The 23,690-nt window shown below is 38.6% G+C and carries 23 protein-coding genes; 9 read left to right on the top strand and 14 right to left on the bottom strand.

What is annotated here, in order from left to right; all coding sequences use genetic code 11:
• Positions 1-210 precede the first annotated feature (210 nt).
• The 8 genes from I6E72_RS07275 to I6E72_RS07240 form a co-directional block, all read right to left on the bottom strand.
• Complete coding sequence (locus tag I6E72_RS07275) at positions 211-1,041, bottom strand: sulfurtransferase (RefSeq protein ID WP_197111644.1); 831 nt, start codon at positions 1,039-1,041, stop codon at positions 211-213.
• A gap of 3 nt (positions 1,042-1,044) precedes the next feature.
• Positions 1,045-1,470 (bottom strand): adenylyltransferase/cytidyltransferase family protein, encoded by a 426-nt coding sequence (locus tag I6E72_RS07270; RefSeq protein ID WP_004335499.1) that lies wholly within the window; start codon positions 1,468-1,470, stop codon positions 1,045-1,047.
• Between the two features lie 76 nt (positions 1,471-1,546).
• A complete protein-coding gene (locus I6E72_RS07265; RefSeq protein WP_024592822.1) occupies positions 1,547-2,611 on the bottom strand; it encodes a CDP-glycerol glycerophosphotransferase family protein in 1,065 nt (354 codons plus the stop codon).
• 64 nt (positions 2,612-2,675) lie between these two features.
• Positions 2,676-3,095 carry a group I truncated hemoglobin gene (locus I6E72_RS07260; protein WP_007581961.1) on the bottom strand — a complete coding sequence of 140 codons (420 nt, stop codon included), beginning with the start codon at positions 3,093-3,095 and terminating at the stop codon, positions 2,676-2,678.
• The gene (locus tag I6E72_RS07255; protein ID WP_007581959.1) at positions 3,095-3,928 is read right to left on the bottom strand and encodes a DUF3034 family protein; all 834 of its coding nucleotides are present in this window, start codon (positions 3,926-3,928) and stop codon (positions 3,095-3,097) included. Before I6E72_RS07255 ends, I6E72_RS07260 begins: the two co-directional genes overlap by 1 nt.
• Positions 3,915-6,230 carry a bifunctional diguanylate cyclase/phosphodiesterase gene (locus I6E72_RS07250; protein ID WP_197111642.1) on the bottom strand — a complete coding sequence of 772 codons (2,316 nt, stop codon included), beginning with the start codon at positions 6,228-6,230 and terminating at the stop codon, positions 3,915-3,917. The genes I6E72_RS07255 and I6E72_RS07250 overlap by 14 nt, the downstream gene beginning before the upstream one ends.
• Positions 6,223-6,885 (bottom strand): methylamine utilization protein, encoded by a 663-nt coding sequence (locus tag I6E72_RS07245; RefSeq protein WP_007581955.1) that lies wholly within the window; start codon positions 6,883-6,885, stop codon positions 6,223-6,225. The genes I6E72_RS07250 and I6E72_RS07245 overlap by 8 nt, the downstream gene beginning before the upstream one ends.
• A gap of 122 nt (positions 6,886-7,007) precedes the next feature.
• Entirely contained in the window at positions 7,008-8,111 is a 1,104-nt protein-coding gene (locus I6E72_RS07240; protein ID WP_010553317.1) for a phosphoribosylaminoimidazolesuccinocarboxamide synthase, read from the bottom strand.
• Positions 8,112-8,289: 178 nt separating this feature from the next.
• Here I6E72_RS07240 and I6E72_RS07235 point away from each other — a divergent pair, with 178 nt between their 5' ends.
• Genes I6E72_RS07235 through I6E72_RS07220 form a run of 4 tightly spaced genes read left to right on the top strand, consistent with a single transcriptional unit; the run spans position 8,290 to position 11,831 of the window.
• Entirely contained in the window at positions 8,290-9,360 is a 1,071-nt protein-coding gene (locus I6E72_RS07235) for a CDP-glycerol glycerophosphotransferase family protein (RefSeq protein ID WP_197111639.1), read from the top strand.
• Between the two features lie 7 nt (positions 9,361-9,367).
• Positions 9,368-10,066, top strand: coding sequence for an ABC transporter ATP-binding protein (locus tag I6E72_RS07230; protein WP_197111637.1), 699 nt, complete (start codon positions 9,368-9,370; stop codon positions 10,064-10,066).
• Positions 10,063-11,316 (top strand): ABC transporter permease, encoded by a 1,254-nt coding sequence (locus tag I6E72_RS07225; protein ID WP_197111635.1) that lies wholly within the window; start codon positions 10,063-10,065, stop codon positions 11,314-11,316. The genes I6E72_RS07230 and I6E72_RS07225 overlap by 4 nt, the downstream gene beginning before the upstream one ends.
• A 14-nt stretch (positions 11,317-11,330) precedes the next feature.
• On the top strand, positions 11,331-11,831 hold the full coding sequence (locus I6E72_RS07220; protein WP_197111633.1) for a DUF3299 domain-containing protein: 501 nt from the start codon (positions 11,331-11,333) through the stop codon (positions 11,829-11,831).
• 359 nt (positions 11,832-12,190) lie between these two features.
• Here the strand turns inward: I6E72_RS07220 and mutM are convergent, their stop codons facing one another.
• Together mutM and I6E72_RS07210 are read right to left on the bottom strand one after the other, a co-directional pair.
• The gene (mutM, locus tag I6E72_RS07215; protein WP_007581941.1) at positions 12,191-13,000 is read right to left on the bottom strand and encodes a bifunctional DNA-formamidopyrimidine glycosylase/DNA-(apurinic or apyrimidinic site) lyase; all 810 of its coding nucleotides are present in this window, start codon (positions 12,998-13,000) and stop codon (positions 12,191-12,193) included.
• On the bottom strand, positions 13,000-13,515 hold the full coding sequence (locus tag I6E72_RS07210; protein WP_007581940.1) for a hypothetical protein: 516 nt from the start codon (positions 13,513-13,515) through the stop codon (positions 13,000-13,002). The genes mutM and I6E72_RS07210 overlap by 1 nt, the downstream gene beginning before the upstream one ends.
• A 118-nt stretch (positions 13,516-13,633) precedes the next feature.
• On the opposite strand from I6E72_RS07210, the gene I6E72_RS07205 reads away from it, so the two are divergent.
• Positions 13,634-14,560, top strand: coding sequence for a manganese-dependent inorganic pyrophosphatase (locus I6E72_RS07205; protein ID WP_197111631.1), 927 nt, complete (start codon positions 13,634-13,636; stop codon positions 14,558-14,560).
• A 135-nt stretch (positions 14,561-14,695) separates the two neighbouring features.
• Here the strand turns inward: I6E72_RS07205 and rpmG are convergent, their stop codons facing one another.
• From rpmG to radC, 3 genes are all read right to left on the bottom strand, one after another.
• The gene (gene rpmG, locus I6E72_RS07200; protein ID WP_004335545.1) at positions 14,696-14,851 is read right to left on the bottom strand and encodes a 50S ribosomal protein L33; all 156 of its coding nucleotides are present in this window, start codon (positions 14,849-14,851) and stop codon (positions 14,696-14,698) included.
• Between the two features lie 11 nt (positions 14,852-14,862).
• On the bottom strand, positions 14,863-15,099 hold the full coding sequence (rpmB, locus tag I6E72_RS07195; RefSeq protein ID WP_004335549.1) for a 50S ribosomal protein L28: 237 nt from the start codon (positions 15,097-15,099) through the stop codon (positions 14,863-14,865).
• A gap of 274 nt (positions 15,100-15,373) precedes the next feature.
• Positions 15,374-16,048 carry a RadC family protein gene (radC, locus tag I6E72_RS07190; protein WP_007581936.1) on the bottom strand — a complete coding sequence of 225 codons (675 nt, stop codon included), beginning with the start codon at positions 16,046-16,048 and terminating at the stop codon, positions 15,374-15,376.
• Between the two features lie 144 nt (positions 16,049-16,192).
• Here radC and coaBC point away from each other — a divergent pair, with 144 nt between their 5' ends.
• The 4 genes from coaBC (at position 16,193) to I6E72_RS07170 (ending at position 22,349) form a co-directional block, all read left to right on the top strand.
• Complete coding sequence (gene coaBC / locus I6E72_RS07185) at positions 16,193-17,386, top strand: bifunctional phosphopantothenoylcysteine decarboxylase/phosphopantothenate--cysteine ligase CoaBC (RefSeq protein WP_197111629.1); 1,194 nt, start codon at positions 16,193-16,195, stop codon at positions 17,384-17,386.
• A 111-nt stretch (positions 17,387-17,497) separates the two neighbouring features.
• Positions 17,498-18,085, top strand: coding sequence for a nucleoid occlusion factor SlmA (gene slmA, locus I6E72_RS07180; RefSeq protein WP_007581932.1), 588 nt, complete (start codon positions 17,498-17,500; stop codon positions 18,083-18,085).
• A 140-nt stretch (positions 18,086-18,225) separates the two neighbouring features.
• Positions 18,226-20,994, top strand: coding sequence for a S9 family peptidase (locus I6E72_RS07175; RefSeq protein ID WP_197111627.1), 2,769 nt, complete (start codon positions 18,226-18,228; stop codon positions 20,992-20,994).
• Between the two features lie 251 nt (positions 20,995-21,245).
• Positions 21,246-22,349, top strand: coding sequence for a GGDEF domain-containing protein (locus tag I6E72_RS07170; RefSeq protein WP_197111625.1), 1,104 nt, complete (start codon positions 21,246-21,248; stop codon positions 22,347-22,349).
• A gap of 2 nt (positions 22,350-22,351) precedes the next feature.
• Here I6E72_RS07170 and I6E72_RS07165 read toward each other — a convergent pair whose 3' ends face one another.
• Positions 22,352-23,536 (bottom strand): NAD(P)/FAD-dependent oxidoreductase, encoded by a 1,185-nt coding sequence (locus I6E72_RS07165; protein ID WP_197111624.1) that lies wholly within the window; start codon positions 23,534-23,536, stop codon positions 22,352-22,354.
• Positions 23,537-23,690: the final 154 nt, after the last annotated feature.

The raw sequence follows: 23,690 nt of genomic DNA, 5'->3' as shown, positions 1-23,690 counted from the left end.
AAATTAAGCAGAAGCGACTTACAAATATTATTATTTCCCTCTGTGTAGCGCAAAGCGCCTCGGTGTTCTCAGTGGTAATCAATGTTTAAAATTACCTCCACGTAGGCGTGAAGCTTGCTCACGCAAAAGATTGTTAATATAACCATGTGTAAATTAAGCGCGCTAGCAAGCAAAGCGCCTACAATAAATTTGCTGCTGTACTATTTCAACTTATTCACGTTTGGTAATAGGCAGCGAGTTACTTGCGCCCCACTCACTCCACGAGCCATCATAAACGCTTAAATTACTGTAACCACATTCGGTAGCAAATAACGCTAAAATACAGGCTGTAATACCTGAGCCACAGCTAAATTGTAACTGCTGCGCATCACCGACCACGTCATTAAATATCGCTTTAATTTCAGTAAGTGGTTTTGCTTCACCTTTATTAAGTAAATTCATAAAAGGCAACGAGCGACTATTTGGGATATGCCCGCTACGCATGCCTTTTCGGGGTTCACTTTCTTCGCCTGTAAAACGCTTATAAGCACGTGCATCTAGCAATGCAGTGCTGGGCTCATCGATTACGTCAACCACTTGTTGGCTATTAATAAAATACGCAGAGTTATAGTTTGCCGTAAAATCACCTTTACCTGACGCTTTGCTATAACCTTGTTGTGTGGCGTAATCGCTCTCTAACCACTTTTTAAGGCCACCACTGAGTACTTTAACATTGTGATGCCCCATAGCTTTAAACATCCACCACGCTCTTGCTGCGCTAAATAAACCGCCATCTTCGTATACAACTATAAACGAGTCGTTATTTACACCTGCATTTTGCATCACGTGGGTAAACTGCTGCTCGCTGCATACCATACTTGGTAAGGGATTTGATCTATCGGCCAATTCGTTTTTTATGTCAAAACGTTTAGCGCTAGGCAGCATTGCTTGAGGCGAATAAGTACCCAAAACACCTGGGCGCAGCATACCTGCATCAAATATCACTAATGCAGGATTATTAAGTTGCTCGTGTAATTGCTGACAGCTAATTAGGTTTTTCATTAATTATTTAGCACTACATATTTTGTCTAATACGTTTCTTAATTTTGTACTAGATGTATGAGAGGTATAAGAGAAATAACATATTTCAACATTAAACTTTTTAAAGTCAGCTTCTATTTGGTTCCACTTATCGGTGCCCTTCCAATCATCACCCACGAACATTTTATCAAATTTTAAGTTGTTCCAGGCTTCTTCTTTGTCATAGTTAACCTGGGGAACAACTTCATCAACAAATTTTATTGCTTCAACTATTTCCATACGCTCCTGAAAAGGAATCACTGGCTCTTTATTTTTAGCTGACTTGCTTAACTCATCGGTAGTAATACCCACAATTAAGTAATCACACTCTAATTTGGCTCTTTTCAGAATATTTAAATGACCTATGTGGAATAAGTCAAAAACACCCGTTGTATATCCAATTTTTTTCATTTCTAAAGCCCAATTATAATTTAGAGTTTATAAATCCTTTTAGTAGTTCGATTACATCCAAATACTTTTGTAATAGTTACTTATTTTTTATTAAATATTGAACAATTCTATTACTTGCTTTACCGTCCATTTTACCCGCTAACTTTTCTGATAAAGACAATCTAATATTAGCTAAGCTTTCTGGTTCAGCCAGTTGTTGTTCAACTAACTTTTTAAGGTTTTTATATTTTTTGGCGTGTATAGCAACATTCGCATACTCACCATAATCTTGATCCATTCGCTTTTTAAAACGATATGAAAATATTCCTTTGTATCCCCACCGCAACTTCAAAAAATCGCACCAAATGACCGGCTTGTTTAACAGAGCAAATTCAAATAAAGCTGATGATGCATCACTAATCAATAAATCTGCTTTATCTAAAAAAGGCACTAACGAATAATCTTCTACTTTTGCTAAATATACATTGGGATACGTTGACCAATGATCTAGCAATTTCACGTGTTTTTTATAACGCTCTTTACTAATAGAAAAGTAATGAGGTTTTATTAAGATGTTGTAATCACCAAAATGTTCCGGCCAATTTTCAGGAAATAACTCTAAGCTGCTTGGATAAAATGTAGGAGCGTATAAAATAGTTTGTTTTTTATTATCAAAGTTAGTTAATTCTAACGTACCATCAATTTTTTCCTTATTAAAAATAGGGTCTAATTTGCAAAAGCCTACATCAACAAATTCATCATTTGGATACATTGATTTTAAACGGTTTAGTCTGTACTGACCTTCAACAAATCTAACTGTCATTGCTTGACTAGACTTAGTATAGTAACTTGATTTAGGGCCTATTCCATGTCCGAGCTGAGCGCTTTTAGATACTTTATGTAAGCGGTCTAGGTAACAAAAAGAGTTGGCAAAAAAAACCCAATCAGCTTTTTCATTTTCGTAATAAGCAATTGATTGTTGTTGTTCGTTAACCCAGATGTGCTCTAAGTCATAGTCATCTATAACACGCTGGATTAAATGTTCATGGCTATTTTTATAAAATACAAATTTACTTTTGATGCCATTTTTACATAATTCTTTATATACAGGGATATACTGAGGGAGATAGTAAAGACTTTGCGTATCAAAAATTATATTCATATAGGATCACTATTATTTTTTCTTTATATTCTACCTTGAAAGGAGCATAACAAAAACAAAGTGATTACATTTTTATAATTTCACCACGAAGTGGTGCCATTCTAGAGAGAATATCGTTTTGCAAACTATGGCTAATGTTCTGCTCATTCATTGCATTTATAAGTAAATCAACCACATGATTAAAGTCTTTCTCTGTAATATGCATACCTGTATGGATTGCTACCATAGAGTCGCCATCGTATGTACATGGGCCTTCTACTAGCATGCACATATGAGTAATAAACCCTTGGCGAAAGTACGCTATATTGCTGTGCTCAAAGTAATGAATTATCTGCTCGTCATTACCTATTTGATAGATAAAGCTATCAACAATTCTGCCTATCCCCGCTTTACCATCCAGCTTTTGATAAAGCGATAATTGCGTTGAGCTAGCACAACTACAAAGCAATCCTACGCATACTATAAAAATACCAACGCTTTTCATTACCAATACCCTGTTACCGATAAATACCAACCTGTTTGATCGTCAGCCCCTGCAATGCTTCCTAAATCAAGGTAAGCCGCTGTCACACTTACGTGCTTATTAGGCATCCATGCTACAAATAAGTCTTTCCAATCTTGTTCGCCTAAGTTTAAGTTATTTGATTTTTGACGATACTCAACACCTACGGCGACTTCACGACTAAAAAATAGTGCTGTGCTGCCTTCAAATAGCACTTTACCACTACCATTTTCTCCACCGTAGCCAAGCAAACCAAGTTGATTAGCTTCGCTGTATCGTGTGGTTACGTTCCAAAACCAGTTATAACCAGCAATAGCCCCCAAATGTAACTTACTAGCAGCGAGGTAGTAGTCAGTGCCGCTAGTATCTTCTGCGCCTACAAGTGTTGCAATACTGCCATCATCCAGTGATTTATGCTGAATACCTAAGCTAAGTTGTGGCCAATCACTGTAAACAATATCACCATATAAACGTATTTTAGCACCTGTAATTGATTGCTCTATTTCAGCATCAAGTGCTGGTACATCAAAGCGCTGTTGGGCATAACTGAGCTCAACACGATTAAATAAATTAAGTTGTGCACCACATACGTCAAGTGTGTAGTCGGTTACATCTGCGCGGCTACAAAAGCCATTTACCGAAAATTCATCATCACTTGCGTACCCAGCAAGTTGTGCCCACGGTACAATACCACCGCCGCCACTGCCTTCAATTTGAGAAACTCCCGGCGTAGCTAGCAGTTTTCCATTGCTTGCAATGCTCGGTACACTAATTATTAAAAACAAACTTGCTAATAAGTATTTAATTTTTTTCATAGTATTCCTCCAGCCATTCTTCTAATAGTTCTGCTTTTAAAGGCCTACTTAAGTAATAGCCTTGTGCATGGTCGCACTGCATACCTCTAAGTAAATTTAATGAGCCAAGTGTTTCAACCCCCTCAGCTACAACCGAGAAACCTAGCTGATGCCCCAACGTAATTGATGATTGCACTATAAATTGATCTTTTTGCGATTCATCAAGTTTTAGGATAAAGCACTTATCTAGCTTAAGCTCATCAATCGGCAGCATTTTTAATCGGCCAAGTGATGTTTGCCCTACACCATAATCATCTAATGATATTTTAACGCCAATTGCCTTTAGGTTTTCGAGCGCTTTAATACCTTTTTCTTCGTTTTCGATCATATCGCGCTCAGTAAGCTCAATAGTGATCAGCCTAGGATCTACTTTGTACTTTTTAAGCGTACGAACTAATGCAGCATGAAAGCCCGGAAATGCTATGTCTTGCGCAGATACATTTATTGCAGCCTGTAAGTTTATATTTTTAGACTGCCAATCTGCTACTTGTGCTACAACCGTATTAACAACCCACCCAGTAAGTTCAACAATAAGCCCCGACTGCTCAGCTAAGTCAATAAACAGCTCGGGGTTAACCCAACTACCATCTTTTCGCTGCCAGCGAATAAGCGACTCAACTTTATCTATTTTTTGCGATTTCAAATGTAATTTTGGCTGATAAGTCATAAACAATTGACCATCGTCATCACTAATAGCCTGCTTTAATTCATCAAGCATTATTAAGCGCTCTAAGTGCGCCTCGTCTTCACCATTTTGATAATAATGTATGCTCTCTTGTGTGTTTGCAGCACTTTCAACTGCAATTAGCACACGGCGCATTAAGTCATCACTTGCAATACCTTGTGTAGGATACTGCACAATGCCCGCACTAAAGCGTAAGTTAATTTTTAGTTTTTGAATGGTGTAGCACGCTTGTAATTGTGCCATTAAGCCAACAATACCGCTTTTGTGTTCGCGCGCTGCCGCAGTCGGAAACACAGTTAAAAACTCATCGCCGCCAATACGAGCATGAAAGCCCCCTAACTCATCCGAAAACTCACTTATTCTGCAAGCAACCGCCTTTAGGCAGTCATCACCAATGCGCGGACCGAGCTTATCGTTTATATGGCGAAGACCTTTTATGTCTATTGCAACGAGCGTATACTCGGCTGATGAATCTAACTCATCATCAAGCACCTCAAGCATGGCTGAGCGGTTATAAAAGCCTGTTAGGGAGTCGTGTCTGGCTTGAAAGCTAATTTGTTGCTCGCGCTGATTAATATCATTACCCATGCTATCAAACGCTGCGACTAGCGTGTCTATTTCGGTACTTTGCCTTCGCCCTTTAAATTCAAAAGCATAATTACCTTGTGCAAATTGCCTTGCTATTACAGCTAGTTGAGTAAGTGGCGTAGTTAAGTTATTTGCAAATATGCTGCTCGTAATAACACCTACAAACATAGTTAAAATAGCTAAAATAATAAGTGTAAAAAGAAGTTTTTCGAAGTCACTATAACTTTGTGTTAAATCGGCGCTCAGTAAAATAATTATAGGATGGGTCAACAACGATGGTAAATCTATATCTCGGTTACGATACACCAAATACTCACCAAAAAAACGCGATGTGGTTACGGTACTAAAATAGCTAACAGGTTCAAATTGCTCAGGGCGATTAGCTAATGAACTAATAACAATATCGTCAGCGCTACCTATAAAGCTCACATCCATGCCTGTTAAGCTTTTTAGTTCATGGGCTACATTGTCATCAATTTTAAAACCCACCAAACTATAGGCCACTGTACGTGGCGCTCTTACGGGTAATAAAATAATTTGGTAAAGCTCGTTATTTAGCACCACAAAACTAGACTCTTCTGGCGCACTTAAAAGCTCTTCCATTAACGGCTTTAAGTTATGTGCAAAAGCGTCTTCGTCAGTATTGGCGGAAATTAGCCTACCCGATAAATCAAGTAGCAGCATTAATTCGGCATCAATACGTTGGCTATGATTAAACAACACACTGCTTATTGTCCCGGCATCCCGCGTTGCTACAGCTTGCTTAAAACCAAAGTCGGAGGTGAGTACTTTTGCTGCGGTTAGTAGTAAGCTTTCTTTTGATTTTAAATATTGCTTATAAACATTTTGCGCTACGGTAATGTCTTGATTTACTTTTTCTTCTTGAAACTTACTCGTAGACCACCAAAAACTAAACAAGCTGACCATAGTGGTTAATAACACTAAGCCAACACATAAAATGGTTATGCGATTTCGTAAACTATTAGTCATTACCAGCCTTAAACTTACTACCAAAGGTATTTCTAGGTGCTGGGGTCGATGTGTTTACTGTTATCTGTAACTGTTTTTGAGAATTAATTGTTATCATTTTTTTATTCTCCAATGGCGCTGTTTGTAAAGGGTGCCACACACTCACTTGTGCAGGCAGCGTATTAATAGGCAAACTAACATAGCCTTTTTTATCTGTTTTATATACGGATTCACTACTCGCTACATAGATATAGCCAACCATAGAGTCATGAATATTACACCCTAAAACAACAACCCCTTGTTGCTCAAACGTAATGGGCTCTTTTGGTTGCCCTGAATATAATCTTAGTTGAAAAGGCTTAGCTTGTGAAAAAGAATAAACATGATGGCGAATATTATCGCTGTTAGGAAAGTTAACTTTTTGACCCTGTTGTACAACTAATAATTCGGGTAAAAACTGCTTATGGACTTGATCCATTATAGCAATGGGCAAATTTGATGGTGTGGCTTGTTTGTCAGCAATATTAAGCTCAACCACTGCACCTGATAACTTTTGGCCGTGTTGATCTTCTATTACTAATTCAATATTCGCACTTAAAGCAAACTGACTAAAAAACAAACCTATAGCTAAAAAGTAATGACTTTTAGCAAACTTTTGCAATGCCCGCTCAAACATAACAACACCTAAATATTAATGTTAGGTTAAGTTAATTAGAGACGAGCACTAATTGCAAGAATTATAGCCCAGTAACTAAAAATAAAGACTTAGTTACTGGCTTTGTTAGCACTTAAGTGCTGCTATTTAACAATTAATCCGTAATCGTTATCTAAAATAGTAATTACTTCTTGGCGAGGATTCTCAGGGATCACAATATCTTTACCTACAATTTTGCTCGCTATGCCAACATAGGTATTTGACACTTCAAGCATTACTGATTCTGGTAAAATATAATCTTTTGCTAATTGCTCACGCTCACTCATGCGATCTTTATTTAATAATACGTCGCTCTCTGGCACATTATTAATAAGTAATTGGCGAAAACCTTCTTTAGAATTTTCAACAATTTTACCATTTTTGTATGCAGCTTCATCCCAAATACGTGACGAATCAGGCGTGCCTACTTCATCAATATATATAAGCTGTTGCGCGCCATTTAAATCCTCTACATAACCAAACTCAAATTTTGTATCTACAAAAATTTGGTTAAGCTTCGCTAGCTCATCACTAATTAATTTAAAACCTTCAACTAACAGTTTTTCGTATTTGGTTACGTCATCTGCCGATTTAAAGTTAAATACATCTAAGTTATTAGTAATGTTAGCGCGAGTAATATTTACATCATCAACTGGCGGAATATCAGCAACGCCTTCAATAATACCTTTTGTTGATGGCGTAATTAAAACGTTATCAAGCTTTTGGTTCGCTTTTAAACCTTCTGGCAAGTCAATACCACAAAAGTTACGTATGCCTTTAGCGTAATCGCGCCACATGCTACCCGTAATATATTGGCGAGCAATTGCCTCTACCTTTACTGTACTGGCTTTGCGTACAATCCACACATACGGATGCGGAATATCTACAATATGATTGCCCGCAAGACCCGCTTTATCAAATAACTTAAACCAATGGGCTGCCACTGAGTTTAGCGCTATACCTTTACCTGGTACGCCATTTAAACCGTTTTCGCCTTGCCAAATGCAATCAAATGCAGAAATTCGGTCTGAAATAACCATAATAGCAAGCTCAGTACCAGTCGGTACTTGATAGCCTTTATCTTTAATTAATCGAGCGCTGTCTTCATCAGTTAACCAATAAACTGAACGAACTTTACCGCTGTGTACTTCACCTTTGGTACGAATGGGTAAATCATCGTTTACGTCTAAAACTTTATAGCTAGTCATGCTATCTCCGGGGTTAGGGATGCTCTTTGAGCAAAGTATGGTATGGGGTTATATGGGCTGTATAATAATCTAGCCAACCTCAAAGCTCAATCGGATGCTTAAAACAAATAAAGGCATATATTTATAAGCGAGTCGCAATGGGGTAAACTTAATGTGCCAACCAGCCTGAGGAGATAGCTTGAACTACTTAACTGCCACTAAAAATAAAAAATACTTGATGTATATCTCTCAAAATTATTCGTACGCTATCTTGAGGCCTATTCAGGCTGCAGTACTAGCTAATGGTGGCGAAGTCCGCTGGTTTTTAGCGGGTAACGAAGTAAACCCCGATTTTTTAACCACAAACGAGCAGCGTTTACATACCATAAAAGATGTTAAAAGCTGGGCTCCAAACATTACATTTATACCGGGCAATATAATTCCTAATTTTATTCCTGGTAAAAAAGTGGCTGTATTTCACGGGTTCAATTCAGGAAAATTAAATCGGAAAGGGCAAGAGGATCACTTTAACATTCGTGGTTGTTACGATTTATATTGTACGCAAGGTCCAAATACAACAACCCGATTTAAAGAGCTAGCTAAGCAGCATGGTTTCTTTAAAGTAACTGAAACTGGCTGGCCAACACTCGATCCACTTTTTAGCAATACTTCAAATAATCCTTATGTAAGTGACGACCCTCGCCCTACTTTACTTATATGCTCTACTTTCTCACGAAAGCTATCACTTGCTCCTAAATTATATGAGCAAATAAAACATTTTAGTGAACAAGGTAAGTGGCGTATTTTGATGCAATTTCATCCTAAAATGCCTGCTGAATGGGTTAATAAATACAAAGCGCTGAGTAACGAAAGTCTAACATTTATTGAAACCGATAACGTTTTGCCGTTATTGCAAGCTGCCGATGTTATGCTGTGCGATACATCGTCAGTTCTTTTAATGTTTTTACTACTGCGTAAACCGGTAGTCACATTTTGTAATCAAAAACCACTTCCTCATTTACTTGATATTACCGACGCTGATGAAGTAGAAGCCGCTATTGAACATGCGCTTACTAAACCTAGTGATTTAATGCAAAATATTGAAAGCTATTGCCAGGAACTTCATCCATACACCGATGGTCAATCTAGCCAGCGCGTATTGAATGCAGCTAATGAATTTTTACAAAGTAACGATAAACTAAAACCCAAGCCACTAAATATAATAAGACAGCTAAAAATGCGCAAAGATCTAAACTACTGGGGTTGGTAACAAGATAATGATAAACCTAAAAAACGTAACTTTTAAGTGGCATAAAAGCGATAGCTCACCCACGCTCACCATAAAAGAGCTAGTTATCGAAAAAGGTGAGCATATTTTTTTACACGGTCCTAGTGGCTCAGGTAAATCGACCTTATTAGCGATTCTTGCTGGCATTAATACAGCCACTAGCGGTGAGGTATCAATTTTAGACAAAAACCTAACTACATTAAGCAATACTACCCGTGATGTTTTTAGAGCGGATCACATTGGCTACATTTTTCAAAACTTTAACCTGCTTCCTTATTTAACTCCTATTGAAAATATAACGCTTGGGTGTGAGTTTTCAAAAAGTCGAAAACAAAAAATATTAAAGCAATCATCAAATAAAAACTCTGCCTTACAAAAAGAAGCGATGCGGTTATTAAATGCTTTAGGCCTTACTGCGCAGTATCACCATAAAGATGTAGCGACATTAAGTATTGGACAGCAACAGCGCGTTGCTGCAGCTCGCGCATTTATAGGCAGCCCTGAATTAATAATTGCTGATGAGCCCACATCTGCACTCGATACAAATAACCGTGAAAGCTTTATAAAGTTACTGTTTGAGCAGGCAAAGTTATCTAATAGTACGCTGGTATTTGTGAGCCACGATGAAACACTAAAGCCTTTATTTGACCGCTCCATTGACCTTATAAGCTTGCAGGAACAAGTATGATCATCGCTAAACTTGCTTACAAAAGCTTATTAAACCGCCGTGCAAGTGTACTGCTTACATTATTTACTATCGCAATTAGTGTAATGCTACTTTTAAGTATTGAGCGTGTACGAATTGATGCTAAAAGTAGTTTTAGTAATACTATTTCGGGCACTGATTTAATTGTTGGTGCGCGTACCGGCGACATACAGTTGCTGCTTTCGTCAGTATTTAGAATTGGCCATACTAATAACGGCGTAAGCTGGAAAAGTTATGAATACATAACAAGTCAGCGAGGCGTAAAATGGAGCATACCTATAAGCCTAGGCGACAGCCATAAAGGCCAAGCGGTACTAGGCACAACACTTGATTACTTTAGCCATTATCGCTTTGCAAAAAAACAAAATTTAACCTTTAACAAAGGCCACCCTTTTGCTGCAATTAACGAAGTGGTGCTAGGTAGTGAAGTCGCTAATAAATTAGGTTATAAACTTAACGACTCTATTGTTATATCGCACGGTATGGGGAACACCAGTTTTCATCATCATGACGATAACCCATTTAAAGTCGTCGGTATTTTAAACCCTACTGGCACGCCTGTTGATAAAACGCTGCATATTCCTTTGGCTGCAATCGATTTAATTCACGGCGGTAAAGCGAGCCTTGAGCATGAGCATGAGCATGAGCATGACGAACATAACGACCTAGTTGGGCATCCAAAACAAATTACAGCATTTTTAATGGGATTCAAATCGCCTTTATACACGCTACAAATTAGGCGCAATATAAATCAATATAAGCCAGAAGCCCTGCTTGGGATTATGCCAACAGTAACACTTAAAGAGTTATGGGAAATGCTCGCCATAGTAGAAAAAATACTTTTGCTATTCTCAGCTGTTGTCGTGTTAGTAAGCCTACTTGGCATGCTAACGACATTGCTTGCAAACCTGAGTCAGCGTCGTCGCGAACTTGCTATATTACGTTCGGTAGGCGCTCGCCCTTGGCATTTATTTACACTTATAAGTATTGAGTCACTACTGACTACTTTACTTGGTTGCCTAGTAGGTAGTGTGCTTTACTATTTAGTTATTTTTTCAGTCGGCGGTTACTTACAAAGCCATGCCGGTATAAGCGTAAATATCACAATACTCTCTTACTATGAACTGAGCTTAATCGGCGTTATTATGGCAGCCGGTTTTATTATTGGCTTAATACCCGCTACTCGCGCTTATTTTTATTCACTCAGCGATGGTATGAGTATAAAAGCATAATTTTTAGGTATTTTATGACATTTTTTAAAACAGCTTTTCAGTACATTGCTGCTATTAACTTATTATTTGTAAGCGTAGCGAGTTATGCTAATCCACCAAAAGAAATTTTTTGGGAAGACTTAATCCCTAAAAACCACGTGCAAATAGACACTCAAGCACAAGCTAATCACGAAGGTAGTGATCAAAACTGGGTGCAACCCGATTTAGATGCTCCAGTGGTAAAGGCACTTGATGGCCAATCGGTGAGTTTGCCTGGTTTTGTTGTGCCACTTGAGGGCGATAGCGAAGTAATTACCGAGTTTTTACTCGTTCCTTATTTTGGCGCCTGTATACACGTACCACCGCCACCGCCAAATCAAATAGTCCATGTAACAATTAAAGGTGGAGTACCAATAGATAGCCTATACGACGCAATTGTTGTAACTGGAATAATAAGTACTGAAACATGGTCGGGCGAAATAGCGCAGGTAGGATATAAAATGAAAGCGGTCGGTGTAGCACCGTTCGAGCTTTAAAATAAAGGGCCAGCTTTTAAAGCTGGCCCTTAAATATCATTAAATTTAGAATCGATAAAATTTAAATAACTGAATATTCAAATAACTAGGGCGTGTTGAACTTTGTGGATTGAAATTTGTTCAATCTAGGGGCGATTTAATCGCGGCGCGAGGTTTGTAACCTAGCGGGCTAAGTAAAAATCGAGCAACAAAGAGTTAATCGCCCCTAGAAAGAACCCAAAGGGCAGCGCATGTTTGGTATTTATGCTGCGTTATCGCCAATTTATGGGGAATAACCACACTACATAGGCTCTGCCTTGCCTAAATACCAAACAGTCTGCTGCAAAATCAATCACGAAAGGTCAACACGCCCTAGATAACTACTTTTGGCAATTTGAGCAAAAAATAGTACTGCGCTGCCCCAATCTAATTTCTTCCAATTCGTTTTCACACGTCATACATGGCTTGCCTTTGCGCCCATATACTAATAACTCTTGAGCAAAATACCCGGGCTTACCATCACTTTGTGCAAAGTCTTTAAGCGTTGTACCACCTTGCATAATGGCCGCAGCAAGCGTGTCTTTTATAATAGGGATAAGTGCTTGATAACGTTTGAGCGATACTTTTCCCGCTTCTCGCTTTGGATGTATACCCGCTTTAAATAACGATTCATTCGCGTAAATATTACCAACACCAACCACCACTGCGTTATCCATAATAAATTGCTTTACGGGTACTTTTTTATTGCGCGATTGTTCGTACACGCGTTTAGCAAAAAAATCATCGGTAAGCGGCTCAGGACCAAGCTTAGAGAGTAGCTTATGCACTTCACCTGGCTCTTGCCATAAGCAGCAACCAAAGCGACGAGGATCGTTTAAGCGCAGTGCTTTACCGTTGCCAAAAATAAACTCTACATGGTCATGCTTTTTAAGCGGCTCACTTTTATCTACAACACGTAAATTACCTGACATACCCAAATGTAAAATAGTGCTCCCAAGCTCACAGTGTAAAAGTAAGTATTTAGCTCGTCGTTCAATACTAGTAACAATTAGCCCTTCAAGTTGATACACGTCATCTGGCACTGGCCAGCGCATACTGGCATTGTAAATATTTACCTTTGTAACAACTTGGTTTTGTACGTGGGGAGTGATGCCCATTCGGCTCACTTCTACCTCTGGTAATTCAGGCATTAATTAGACTCACTTTGTGAAAAATCAAAACTAGGAAATAGCTGCTGTGCAGTTTTTAAATCGAGTGCGAGTATTCGTTGGCTACTCTTTTCGAGTAAGTAATATTGCCCATCGCCTTTATAAAGCAAATAAACCCAAGGTAAACTCTCGCCAGCCAACTCAAATGTAGCAACATATAAAGGTGCATTAGGATTAAAAACAACAGATTCGTTAACACCCATTAACTGCGCGCTTTGCCATTGGTTAATTAAATCACTAAGTTGCTGCTCAGATGCTTGCCACACAAGTGGTATGTCTTTTTGTAGTGGGGTTGTACGCCAGCTTGTTCCTATTCGCTCAATTTTTTGATCAACAAATTGCAGTGTCAGTACAAAACTTTGCTGGGGGAGTACGGCTTGTAATGTTGGTTTATCCTCCCCTCCCAAAAGTTGCTTATGCCAGCCATTTAAGAAGAAGATCATAATCAACATCGAAAATATTATAACGTTGTTCCAACCTTTACGGCCCAGTCGCATATTAATACACCTAGTAAATTCAAGATTTTAAAGTGTAACTAAAACTTAATTGCGCTGTCTATATGTTAAAGGCCGCAGACTTTGTTAGAATATCGGCAAATTTAAAGGAGTTCCGTCAATGTCTATGTATGTAGTGGGCCATAAAATCCCAGATTCAGATTCTATTTGTGGTGCAATTGCACTGGCTTATTTAAAAAACCAAATCGATGAGCCTGCAATTCCAACTCGTCTTGGTGAAATTTCACCTGAAACTCAATTTATCCTTGATAAATTTGGCTTCGAAGCACCAGAGCTTAAATTAAGCTACGCGGGTGAAGATGTGTATATTGTAGATCACACAGAAAAAACACAAGCACCCGATGATATCGACCAAGCTCGCGTTGTTGGCGTGGTAGATCACCACAAATTAGGTGACTTAACATCATCTACTCCGCTTGAATGTTGGATTCGTCCTGTTGGTTGTTCAAACACCATTATTAAAATGATGTACGACTTCTACAGCGTAGAAATCCCTAAAGACATTGCGGGCATTATGATGTGTGCAATTTTAAGCGACACAGTCATATTTAAATCACCAACATGTACCACTGCCGATATTAAATGTGTTGAAGCGCTAGCTGAAATTGCAGGCGTAGAAGACTTTAAAGAACTTGGTATGGATATGTTCCGCGTTAAATCTGCGGTAGAAAACACACCAGCACGTGATTTAGTAATGCGTGACTTTAAAGATTTCAACATGAACGGTAACCTAGTAGGCATTGGCCAACTAGAAGTAATCGACCTTGCTGTTTTTGACGATATTAAAGCAGACCTTGCAGCCGATATTGCTAAGCTAAAAGTTGAGGGTAATCGCCACTCTGTATTTTTACTGCTTACCGATATAATGAAAGAAGGCTCAGAAATGCTAATTGTATCTGACGATGCAAACTTAGTTGAGCAGGCTTACGGTGTAAAACCAGAGAATGATAAAGTATGGTTAGATGGCGTACTAAGCCGTAAAAAGCAAGTAGTACCACCACTACAAGATGCATTCAAAAAAATCTAATTGTGTTTTCATTTATTGATTTAAAAGCCTTGTTGGTTATGCCAACGAGGTTTTTTTATATCAATTCACTAATCATATTTTTAAAAACAAAAAACCCAGCCTAAGCTGGGTTTTTAAATTCTAAAAGAACTAAAATTACTTAATTTTAGCTTCTTTAAAAAGAACATGTTTACGAATCTTTGGATCAAACTTTTTGATTTCCATCTTCTCAGGCATGTTACGTTTGTTTTTGTCAGTAGTGTAGAAAAAACCAGTACCGGCAGTTGAAACTAAACGGATTTTATCGCGCATGATTCAGATCCTTAAACTTTAACGCCGCGAGCACGGATTTCTGTAAGAACCGTGTCGATGCCTTTTTTATCGATAATACGCATACCTTTAGTAGTAGTGCGTAATGTTACAAAACGTTTTTCACTTTCAACCCAAAAACGGTGTGTTTGTAGGTTAGGTAGGAAACGACGTCTAGTCGCGTTTCTCGCGTGTGAACGGTGATTACCAACCGCAGGACGCTTACCTGTAACTTGACATACTTTAGACATGTCTATATATCTCCAATAACTTCGCTCGAGCTTAATTTAATCTAAGGCCGTGTATTTCCGCCCTAGAGATAAATCGAAGGGCGCTCTTTATACAGCTTTTACAGGCAAAGATCAAACACTGATCTATCCAATCAGCTCATATATGTAAATTTGATAGCGGCTAATTATAAAGATCGAATGCCCTTAGGGAAAGTAAAAACTGCATTTAAATTAAACTAATTTGCCAAAACACGTTAAACAGCTCATTTTTAACACACTTCTGTATCTAACAAAGCTAAATCAGGCCTCGCTCGGCAAACGAAACACACGTTTCTCCACCAACAATGATGTGATCAAGCACACTTATGTCGACCAATTGCAGTGCTTGCTGCAATTTATTAGTAATAAGTTTGTCTGCTTGGCTCGGTTCTGCAATACCACTTGGGTGATTATGCGCAAAAATAACAGCGGCTGCATTATTTTTAAGGGCAGCCTTTACCACTTCACGCGGATAAACACTGGCAGAATTAATTGTGCCATAAAAAAGTATTTCATCTTTTACTAATCTATTTTGGCTATCTAGGTATAACACCATAAATACTTCTTGTTGCAAGCCTCGCATTTGAATTGTTAGGTAATCGTAAACTGAGTTTGGCGAATTAAACACGGCGTCTCGTTGGCAACGCTCCTGCATATAACGTTGGCTTAGCTCTAACACAGCTTGTAGCTGAACATACTTAGCGGTCCCTAACCCCTTTTGAGAGCAAAACTCCTCAATGCTGGCATTAAACAAATTATGAAGTGTTTTATTCTCGTTTAATAAATGCTGAGCCAACTCAATTACATTCATTCCCGGTAACCCTGTTCGTAAAAATATGGCAAGAAGCTCTGCGTCAGTCAGCGCCTTAGCCCCCTTTGCTATGAGCTTTTCACGAGGTCGAAGTGAGTTTGGTAGTGAAGTCAGTTGCATTATTCATCCTTGAGAGGCGAAAGTGTCTTATAAATGTAATGCAAATTTGAAATTTAGCCTGTTATTTCGAATTAAAAAACTTCGCTGTATGGGTAAAGATTTGTTATTTTAAGCCCAATATTTAATAAAAACTGATGAACATCCATGACTAACTTAACAAACAAAAAAATTGTACTAGGTATTACCGGCGGTATTGCAGCTTATAAATGTGCAGAACTCGTTAGGCGATTAAAAGACTCTGGTTGTGAAGTAAAAGTAGTTATGACTGAATCAGCTAAACACTTTATTACACCACTGACCATGCAAGCCGTTAGTGGAGAAACAGTCTCTGACTCACTACTAGACCCTTCTGCTGAAGCTTCAATGGGGCATATTGAATTTGCAAAATGGGCTGACTTAATTTTAGTTGCTCCTGCGACGTGTAATATTATTGCTAAAATGGCAGCCGGCATTGCTGACGACCTACTAACGACGTTACTGCTAGCAACGCCTGCAAAAGTCGCAGTTGCGCCAGCCATGAACCAGCAAATGTATGCACACGCAGCAACACAAGCTAATTTAGCCACATTAAAAGCACGTAACGTACTTATTTGGGGCCCAGGTAAAGGTGAGCAAGCCTGTGGCGATATAGGCGCTGGACGCATGTTAGAGCCACATGAGCTAGTTGCGCTATGTATAGCAAAAGAGCAACCGCAATTACTTGCAGGAAAAACAATTACAATAACAGCAGGCCCAACGCGTGAGCCTCTCGATCCGGTACGTTTTATATCAAATCACAGCTCTGGAAAAATGGGTTATGCACTGGCAGAAGCCGCTTTGCAACTCGGTGCTAAGGTTAATTTAATTTCGGGTCCTGTTACGATTAAAGCGCCTCTTGGCGTAAATTTAATAAATATTGAAAGCGCTGAGCAGTTACTAAATGAATCATTAATTTATGCACCACAGTCAGATGCATTTATTGGCTGCGCCGCTGTAGCAGATTATCGAGCTGCAAACATTGCGACTCAAAAAATGAAAAAGCAAGGCGACGAACTCACTCTTACTTTAACTAAAAACCCTGACGTAATTGCAGCTATTGCAAACCTTACACAAAACCGCCCCTATACGGTTGGATTTGCCGCCGAAACTCAAAATGTAGAAAGCTATGCTAAAGGTAAACTAAAGAATAAAAATCTAGATATGATTTGCGCTAATGACGTATCAAAAAGTGGCTTAGGGTTTAATTCCGATCATAATGCTTTAACACTGTACTGGCATAATGAACAACTAGAATTACCAACTACAAGTAAAATAGAAATAGCTCGCAAAGTGATCGAACAGCTGGCTAAACATCTATAAAAAGGCTGGAAACAAACTGAATAAAACATTAACATACGCCAATCATTTGAACAAAAAATGACTAGGGTTCTTAACTGCGCCACTAAGAATAACTAATAAAAAGGAATGTTCATGCCTGCGACAAAAAGAAGTAATCGCAAAGAGCAAATACTGCAAGCACTCGCACAAATGTTAGAAACTAATTTAGGACAACGTATCACCACAGCAAAACTAGCTGCTGAGGTGGGTGTGTCTGAAGCTGCGCTATACCGTCATTTTCCGAGCAAAGCGCGTATGTTTGAGGGCTTAATTGAGTTTATTGAAGATACCCTTTTATCTCGTATAAATATTATTATTGAAAACGAAAAAGAAAGCCAAACGCGCATTTATAACATTCTATTATTACTTCTAACCTTTGCTGAAAAAAACCCAGGCATTACTCGTATTTTAACTGGCGACGCATTACAAGGTGAGCAAGAACGTTTACGCGAGCGGGTACAAAGTCTGTTTGAAAAATTAGAAACTCAGTTTAAACAAGTACTTCGTGAGCGTAAATTACGTGAAGGTAAAAACTTTCAAAGTGATGAGCTTACACTTGCAAACTTTTTACTTGCCTACGTTGAAGGCAAAATGAATCAGTTTGTACGTAGCGACTTTAAAGCAAAGCCAAGTGTTCAATTTGAAAAACAATGGCTTGAGCTACAAAAAATTTGGCTGTAATGTTTGCTAAATTAATAAATTAAATACCAAAAAACGACCTACGGGTCGTTTTGTCGTATGTAGCTGCCATTTAACTGATCCGCTCGAATTATGAACCAAACTCGTTACAATGAAACAATGTCATAATACGAGAATCAATAATGAAAACAAAACTCACCTTATTAAGCACGGCACTCGTTGCCAGCTTAACTAGCACCGGCATACACGCCAAAGAATCGCTACAATTTAAAGACGTTTTTAGTTTTAAATCAGCTAAAAGCACGCAACTATCTGACAATGGTCAAGTACTCACTTTTAGTGCAACGCCGTATCGTGGAAATGCAACTGGCCAAGTTTACTCACTACAAAGCAATACTCTCATCGCAGAAGTAGAGCGCGGCACTAAACCTCATATTAATAAAGCCGCTAACTGGGTCGCTTTTACACAAGTACCTACCTTACTTGAAAAAGAAACAACCAAGAAAAAAGATACCCTTAAAAACAATCTGGTACTCGTAAACACACAATCAGGTGCCCAACAAAGCTTTGCTGATGTAAAAGATTACACGTTATCTGATGACGGTATGTGGCTTGTTTATCGTTTGAATAAAAAAGACGATGACGCAAAAGTAGAAGATAAAACCGATAGCACTAAAAACGAAGAAGACAACGCTATCACGCCCGATAAAAAAGATAAGAGCTATGCGCTTGTTATCGTAAATTTATCTGATAAACGCACCCATACAATAGAAAACGTATTTAGCTATGCTATTAACTCAGCCAACAGCCAGCTATTAGTGAGTCAAAGTTACAGCGATGGTAATAACAACCAAATAGCGTTAATTGAGCTAAGTGACTTTACTAGCAGTGTATTAATTGATGAACCGGGCGTAACCGCAAATAAAATAGCGTGGCACCCAACTGACAATATTGCAGCGTTTACATTGGGTAACTATGTAAATGATGACACGCGCCGTCGAAGCTACAGTTTACAGCTATATAAAAACGATAAACTTTCAACAATAGCCTCACCTGATAAAACATGGACCCTAGGTAAAACAGCCACCCTTGAATGGTCAGAAAATGGCGAGCGTTTATATTTTGAAAACCATCCAAAATTAGCAGCTAAAGTAAAAGCCAAAGAATATACCGACGAAGCCTCATTGTACGATTTTGACACCATACGCGAACATAAAGGTTTAGATGTATGGCACAACAACGATGCGCAAATAAAACCGCGTGAAGAACAGCAATGGAACGAAGTTAATAAAAACCGCCATTACAGCGCGGTGTATCACGTTAACTCGCAAAAAGTGGTACAGCTAAGTACCACTAATATGCCTGAGGTTGCACTAAACCCTGAGCGAGATGTGTCTTTACTTGGCTCATCTAACATCCCCTACCTAGAAAAAATAATGTACGGCGGTTTTTTTGCTGATTACTTTGCAGTAAATATAAACACCGGTAAACAAACTCCCATTATTAGTAACTACCCGTTTAAACCGAACCTTGCACCGAATGGAGAGTTTGCGGCTTACTTTAGCGATAGCCAAATACAGTTAAAAGATTTAAAAAATAATAAAGTAACACCGCTTACAAAAGCGATTCAGGCAACCTTTGCTGATGATAAACACGACTACCCATCTACTCAACCTGGTTATGGTTTTGCTGGTTGGATGACCGACAGCAGCCAAGTGCTTGCTTATAGTAAATACGATATTTGGGCGTTTGATGTAAAAACGCAGCAAGCTAAACGCCTAACTAATGGTAAGCAAAGCAGTACGCAGTACCGTGTTATTAAGCTTGATAAAACCCAAGTAGGCTTTAAAAAAGGCGATACATTACTTGTCTCTGCTATTAACTTACAAACTAAACAAAGCGAAGTTGCAAAGCTCGACTTAACCACTAACACAATAACTAAGGTGCTTAGCGATAATAAACGCTTTGATATGGTTAAAAAAGCCAAAAAGGCTGACAAGTACTTATTTACCTCGCAAACTTATAGCCAATTTCCTGATTACTACCAAACAGATTTTAGCTTTAGCGCACCAAAACAAGTGACTACCCTAAACCCACAAATTAGTAATTTTGCCTGGGGCGAAAAGCCAGAACTAATAAGCTATAAAGGCTTTGACGGCGAAGATTTACAAGGCGTCCTAATAAAACCAGCGGGATATAAAAAAGGCGATAAAGTACCTGTGGTTGTGTATTTTTATCGTTACATGAGCCAGCGCATGTTTGATTTTCCTAAGATGGAATTAAATCATCGCCCTAACTTCCCTATGTTTACCTCAAACGGTTATGCGGTATTTTTACCTGATATTCGTTTTGAAATAGGTCACCCTGGTAAATCGTCAACGCAAACCATGATAAACGCCACCCAAAAATTAATAGATTTAGGCATAGCCGACCCAGATAAAATAGGCTTACAAGGTCACTCTTGGGCGGGCTATCAAAGTGCGTTTATGATAACCCAAACAGATATGTTTAAAGCGGTTGTATCTGGCGCGCCAGTATCAAACATGACAAGTGCTTACAGTGGCATACGTTTAAAATCGGGTCTTGCTCGTCAGTTTCAATACGAAACAGGACAAAGCCGTATTGGCAAAAACTTATTTGAAGCACCAGAACTTTACATAGAAAACTCACCAGTATTTTTTGCAGACAAAGTTAATACGCCTATCTTAATAATGTCTGGCGACAAAGATGATGCAGTACCTTGGCATGAAAGCGTACAGTATTATTTAGCGCTACGCCGTGCAGGAAAAGACGCTACATTTTTACAATACGAAGGTGAACCACACCACTTGAAAAAGTTTCCTAATCAGGTCGATTTTTCAGTGCGTATGATGCAGTACTTTGATCATTACTTAAAAGGCAAACCAGCTGCAAAGTGGATGACACAAGGCGAGGCATTTATAGAGGAATAGATATAACATTTATTCAGAGCTCTACGTAAGCGATAACGTTGAGCTCTGCGTCAATTAAATCAAGGCGAGGCATATTACATTTAAGTAATCAGTCACTACCTAGTCCTTCATACCTTTGAAAAATGCTGTAATGCTCTTTAAACTTTTATAAACACCACCGTATATAAGCGTTTTAATCAAAGTAAAAAACTATAATAAAAGCCTAATATAAGTAATAATCACTAAATTCAGAGGTTAAAGAGTCGTTCATTATGCTAGGTTTTTGGTACAAAGAGTTTCCACAATACCCAAAAGACCATAAGGATTTTTGGCGTACTCGCTTAATAGCCCACTCTTTACTAATAACCACATGTTACTTTTTAGTTTTAACACTCCTCAATCTTTTTTATTTTGAAAGCTATGACATTGCTTTAATTGATGCCTTAGGACTTACGATATCGTTAGGTATTTATACTTGGTTTAATAAAACAGCCAACGTAAATGCAGCAGCGTGGGCTGTTACCCTTATGGTCGTTAGCTTAATAATGATGTTTGTGATTTCAGTTGGTGGCCATGCCCACTCTTTATTTTGGGCCACGCTTATTCCGCCATTCACATTTTTTTTAGTTGGCAGAAATTGGGGGAGTATATTTAGTGCAGTCGCTTTTGCTATTTGTGCGTATCTTGTGTACTTACAACAACAGCAAACTGTAACAATTGGCTTAGGCTCTTTATTTAATCTTATTGAAGTAGGTCTTGCTCATATTTTGATTTTTAGATTTTACGAAAAAACACGGTTTTCGGCATACACCCGACTATCTATCCGTAACCTAGAAATTCAACACTTAGCAGAAACCGATAAGTTAACTGGGCTTTATAACAGGCAAAAGTTTGATTTTGAATTATCACAGTTAATTGCTAAAAACGACGTTTTTAAAACCCCGCATTGCTTACTTATTTGCGATATAGACCACTTCAAGAATATAAACGATACCTACGGGCATTTAGTTGGCGATAACGTACTCACTGAATTTTCTAAAATATTAAAAATTCGTATGGGAAATGATGCACTTATTGCGCGATGGGGTGGAGAAGAATTCACTATTATTTTATCGAACACCTCTTTAAATGATAGCGCTAAAAAAGCTGATGACCTGAGAAAATATATTGCCGAAAACACCATTACAAATATAGCATTTACTATAAGTATTGGGTTAGCAACGATACAAAAAGACGATACAGTGCTAAAACTATTGGAGCGGGCTGATACAGCGCTATATAAGGCTAAAAATAATGGACGCAATAAAGTATGTGTTAGCGATAACGATTCAACCGTTATCGCTCAATCAACTTACTTAAATGGGTCTATAGCCTAAACTTAAGCGTACTGCCCACAAGCAAATCCACAGCTCCAAGCATACTGGAAATTGTAGCCCCCTAACCAACCCGTTACATCGGTTACTTCACCTATAAAATATAAGCCTTTAGCTTTTTTAGCTTCAAAGGTTTTTGAGCTCAACTCGTCGGTATCTACACCGCCCAATGTTACTTCTGCTGTTCTATAACCTTCTGTGCCATTGGGTTTAATTTGCCACGCATGAATGTAATTAACTAACTCATCTATTTGGGCATGTGTAAGCTGATTAATATTACAATCTGGTATCGCTTTGCTTTCATGCAGTATTTCTATAAAGCGTTTAGGTAAAATAGTCGAAAGGCTGTTTTTTAACGACTTTTGGGCTTGTGTTTCACGCCAATCAGCAAGTTGTTGCCTTAAATCAATTTCAGGTAGCAGGTTTATAGTGACAGCCTGCCCTGCTCGCCAAAATGAGCTTATTTGCAATATTGCAGGGCCCGATAACCCTCGGTGAGTAAAGAGGATATTTTCTTTAAATACGGTGCCGTCTTCGCTTGAAACTTCACAAGGGATACTAATTCCCGAGAGCCCTTCAAAACGCTCTTTATCATGCTGATGCAAAGTAAATGGTACAAGTGCTGCCATGGTTGGTAACACGCTTAAGCCATACTGCTCTGCAATTTTATAGCCTATTGGTGTAGCCCCTAGTTTTGGCATGGTTAAGCCACCCGATGCAATAACTAACGACTCACAGCTTAATGTTTCTTGCTCTGTGGTAACGCTATAGCCGGTTTCGGTTTTTGATACGCTGATCACTTCACTGCGTAGCTTTATATTTACTCCGGCCCACTCACATTCGGTTAGTAAAATATCAACAATGTCTTGTGCATTGTTATCGCAAAAAAGCTGGCCTAGTGTTTTATGGTGATACGCCAAGCCATGTCTGTCCACCAGCTCAATAAAGTCATGCTGTGTATAACGACTTAAGCATGATTTAACAAAATGAGAGTTTGTGCATAAGTAGTTATCCGGGGTTGCATTTTCATTTGTAAAATTGCAACGCCCACCACCACTTATTAAAATTTTACGACCTGGTTTTTTCCCCATATCAAGTACTGTAACGCTTCGGCCACGGTATCCAGCTTGCGCTGCACACATTAATCCTGCTGCTCCCGCACCTATTACAATTACATCTACTTGGGTCATTTATTTATCTCATTAAAAAATTTGCTCGATTATAGCAAAGTTTAATAGCTAACAACGCAGCATTTGAATTATTAGTAATAACACAACAAAAACGCATCAGTAATAAGTAGGGAATAATTACCCTCACAATAAAACAACCCTTTATGCTTATTTT

The organism is Pseudoalteromonas sp. NSLLW24 (assembly GCF_015864725.1).
In the GTDB taxonomy this organism is placed as follows: Bacteria; Pseudomonadota; Gammaproteobacteria; order Enterobacterales; family Alteromonadaceae; genus Pseudoalteromonas; species Pseudoalteromonas arctica.
Note: the sequence above shows the minus strand (reverse complement) of the source record. Positions and strands in the feature narration are given on the sequence as shown.